The 4277-nt window shown below is 65.1% G+C and carries 3 protein-coding genes and 1 pseudogene; all 4 read left to right on the plus strand.

The window, feature by feature from the left end; translation table 11 throughout:
- The coding region (locus tag A9K71_RS32175) for a VCBS domain-containing protein (protein WP_197504273.1) at positions 1-302 on the plus strand (302 nt) is incomplete at its 5' end.
- A 32-nt stretch (positions 303-334) separates the two neighbouring features.
- Positions 335-2125, plus strand: a complete 1791-nt coding sequence (locus tag A9K71_RS24510; RefSeq protein WP_197504274.1) for a VCBS domain-containing protein — start codon at positions 335-337, stop codon at positions 2123-2125.
- 173 nt (positions 2126-2298) lie between these two features.
- A complete protein-coding gene (locus A9K71_RS24515; protein WP_067002239.1) occupies positions 2299-3999 on the plus strand; it encodes a type I secretion system permease/ATPase in 1701 nt (566 codons plus the stop codon).
- A pseudogene (locus A9K71_RS24520) lies at positions 3996-4277 on the plus strand (biotin/lipoyl-binding protein); the annotation flags it as partial. The gene A9K71_RS24515 and the pseudogene A9K71_RS24520, both read left to right, overlap by 4 nt.

Below are 4277 nucleotides of genomic sequence, written 5' to 3' on the forward strand. Positions count from 1 at the left end.
ACGGCACCCACACCTCGGTGACCATCAACATCGACGGCACCAACGATGCCGCGGTGCTGTCGGCCGATGTGAGGAACCTGACCGAGACCGATGCGGCCGCCGACATATCGAGCAGCGGCCAGCTGACGATCTCGGATGTCGACAGCCCGGCGGCCTTCGTCGCCCAGGCCGGCACGGTCGGGACCTACGGCACCTTCGCCATCGATGCCGCCGGCGCCTGGACCTACACGGCCTCCTCGGCGCACAACGAGTTCGCCGCCGGCACCACCTACACCGACACNACGGCACCCACACCTCGGTGACCATCAACATCGACGGCACCAACGATGCCGCGGTGCTGTCGGCCGATGTGAGGAACCTGACCGAGACCGATGCGGCCGCCGACATATCGAGCAGCGGCCAGCTGACGATCTCGGATGTCGACAGCCCGGCGACCTTCGTCGCCCAGGCCGGCACGGTCGGGACCTACGGCACCTTCGCCATCGATGCCGCCGGCGCCTGGACCTACACGGCCTCCTCGGCGCACAACGAGTTCGCCGCCGGCACCACCTACACCGACACCTTCGACGTGGTCAGCGCCGACGGCACCCACACCTCGGTGACCATCAACATCGACGGCACCAACGATGCCGCGGTGCTGTCGGCCGCATCCGTCAATCTGACGGAAGGCAACACGGCCGCGGATATCTCGACGTCGGGCACACTCACCATTTCCGACGTCGACAGCCCGGCGACCTTCGTGGCTCAGGCAGCCACCGTTGGCAGCTTCGGCACCTTCGCCATCAACGCGGCTGGCGCCTGGACCTACACGGCAAGTTCGGCGCATGACGAATTCGTCGCCGGCCAGCACTACACCGAAAACTTTGATGTGGTGAGTGCCGACGGCACTCACACTTCGGTCGCCATCGACATTCTGGGTACCGCCGATGGTCCCACGGCCGTTGGCGATACGATCATCACCAACCTTGCGGGCGGAAGCTCCGTCATCGTCCCGGAATGGGCGCTCATTGCGAACGATCCTGCTTCGGCAATCGATGTGTCGGGGGTAGGTTCCGCTACGGGAGGCTCTGTCTCGCAGTTGGCAGGCTCAGGTGCAAACGGCAGCGTAACCTTTGCCGATACGGCGCCCATGGGAGGCACCTTCACCTACACGGCCACCGATGGAACCAGTGCTGGCGCGCCAGCACTGGTGACGGTCAGCCAGGATTCGGTCGGCACACTCGACGGAACCTCGGGCGACAACATTCTTGTCAGCTCGAACGGCGGAGCTACGCTCGTCGGCGGTGCGGGCAACGATGTGCTCCTCGGCGGCAGCGGCAACGACACCTATCAGTTCGGCCTAGCGGACGGCACGGACATCATCGCGGACGCGGGAAGTGGCGGCGACAGCATTCAGATCATAACGACTGCGCCAGTGGACAGCACGGCCATTGGAACGCTTAACTTTGAGAGAGTCTCCAACGATCTCGTAATCAATGTCGGAAGCACTGAGATCACCATCCATGATCAATATGTCGGAAGCGGAAACGTCGAAAGCATACAATTCACAAACGGCGGCACTGTGTACGGATACGCGCTCAGCACGTCCGCGTACCGACTGCAAACTTCCCTGTCCGGTGGCGGCACCGATGACGTCATCGCCTCCACCTCGGCGGGGCAGGCTCTAACCGGGGGCAACGGCAACGACCTCCTGTTCGGAAACGGCGGCGACGACAGCACGATTAACGGCGGTGCAGGCAACGACCTTATTGTTGGTGGTACCGGCAACGACACACTGACAGGCGGTGCCGGCGCCGACACGCTCGCGGGCGGTATCGGATCCGACATTTTCAGCTATGGCGCAGCTTCGGAGTCCACGCCAGCGGGTTTCGACACCATCACGGACTTCGTGCATGGCGTCGACAAGATCGACCTGTCCGCGATCGACGCCGTCTCGGGCGGCGGCGATCAGGCCTTCCTGTTCGGCGGTCAGAACGCGAACACCGTCGCCAACAGCATCACCTGGTCCGAAAGCGGCGGCAACACCATCGTCCGCGCCGACGTCAACGGCAACACCACAGCCGATTTCCAGATCACGCTGACCGGCGTCAACCTCGGACTGACGGCCAGCGACTTCGTGCTGTAACCAAGAGGTGAGCCGCGGCCGCGCGGCTCACCTCGTATCCCGCTACAGGATTCAGCTTACGAATTAAGGTTTACGACAGGTTTACGAGCGGATCGCGTGGCCGGGGGAGGGATCCGGAGTAGTATCGTTCCGGGCATGCAGTTAGACAGGGGGCGGTTCTGCCGTTGGGTACTTTGAGTCTCGACAACAAACCCAGGATTGTCAGGGAAGCGCTTGGCGCCTGCCGCCGCTATTTCCTGTTTGCGGCGGTGTTCAGCCTGGCGATCAACCTGCTCTACCTCGCGTCGCCGCTCTACATGCTGCAGATCTACGACCGGGTGGTCACCAGCGGCAGCGAGACGACGCTGGTGATGCTGACGCTGGTGCTGCTTGCGGCGTTCCTGGCGCTCGCCGGTCTCGACCTTGTGCGCGCCGCGATCCTGACGCGCGCCAGCGCCCGGCTCGACCGGCTGCTTTCGGCCAGGATCCTGGCGGCTTCCGTCGAGATCCCGTCGCAGGGTGCCTCGCCAAGCCAGCCGATCCGCGATTTCGACACCTTCCGGCAGGTGATCACCGGCAGCGGTATCCATGCCCTGTTCGACCTGCCCTGGTCGCCGATCTATATCGGCATCATCTTCCTCCTGCATCCCTGGCTCGGCTTCTTCGCGTTGGGCTCCTCGCTGCTTCTCATCGCCATGGCGGTGCTCAACGAATATATCGTGCGGGCGCCGCTGAAGCAGGCCAACGACCTTGCCACGGCCAACTACAATTTCACCGAAATGAGCCTCAGGAACGCGGAAGTCATCCGCGCCATGGGCATGATCGACGGCCTCGTCCGGCGCTGGGGGCGCGATCGCGGCCTGGCGCTCGGCCAGCAGGGGCGGGCGAGCGACCGGGCAGCGGTCATGTCCGGGCTGATCCGCTTCCTGCGCCTCACCATGCAGTCGCTGATCCTCGGCCTCGGCGCCTATCTGGTGATCGAGCGGCAGATCACCGGCGGCTCGATGTTTGCGGCCAGCCTGCTGCTGGGCAGGGGGCTGCAGCCGGTCGAGCAGATCGTCGGCCTCTGGCGCAGCCTGATCCTGGCGCGGGCCGCCCTTGGCAGGGTCGAGAGGCTGCTGGACGGCGGCGCGCAGGGCGAACGCTCGTTCAACCTGCCGAAGCCCACCGGCAAGGTCGCCGTCGAGCAGTTGAGCTTCGCCATTCCCAGCCTGCAGAAGGTGCTGCTGCGCGATGTGTCGTTCCGGCTCGAGGCAGGCGAGGCGCTCGGCATCGTCGGCCCTTCCGGCGCCGGCAAGTCGACGCTGGCGCGTCACCTCGCCGGCATCATGCAGCCGAGCCGCGGCACGGTCAGGCTCGATGGCGCCGACATGACGCAGTGGGGAAGGGAGGCGCTCGGCGACCATATCGGCTACCTGCCGCAGGACATCGAGCTGTTTTCAGACACGGTGGCCGCCAATATCGGCCGCTTCAAGACCGATGTCGACCGCGAGGTGATCGAGGCGGCACGGCTCGCCGGCGTGCATGAGATGATCATCCGGCTGCCGCAAGGCTACGAGACGCAGATCGGCGAGGGCGGGGCGGTGCTGTCCGGTGGCTACCGGCAGCGCATCGCGCTTGCCCGCGCCGTCTTCGGCATGCCGAACCTCATCGTGCTCGACGAGCCGAGCTCCAATCTCGATGCCGACGGCGATCGCGCCCTGGCCGACTGCGCGCTGGAGCTGAAGCGTCGCGGCAGCACGGTGATCATCGTCTCGCACCGGCCCTCGACTTTGGCCAATGTCGACAAGATCCTGCTCTTGCGGGATGGCGCGGTCGAAGCCTTCGGCATGAGAAACGAAATCGTGGCGCTGCTCAACCAGCGCGCGGCACCGATTACGATGGCGGCCCAATGACCGATATCGCCGCTTCCTATCGCAACCTCTCCGGCACCGAAGATGCGGGCGCCAATGCGGATTCGATCCGGGCACCGGTGTGGATCGGCCTGCTCATCATCACCGCCTTCTTCGGCGTGTTCGGCGGCTGGGCGGCGGTCGCGCCGCTCAATGGCGCGGTGCTTGCCGATGCGGTGGTGAAGGTCGAGGGCAACCGCAAGAGCGTCCAGCATTTCGACGGCGGCACGGTGAAGGAAATCCGGGTCAAGGACGGGGACATCGTCAAGGCCGGCGATGTG

Source organism: Mesorhizobium sp. WSM3873 (assembly GCF_001672445.1).
GTDB lineage: Bacteria > Pseudomonadota > Alphaproteobacteria > Rhizobiales > Rhizobiaceae > Mesorhizobium.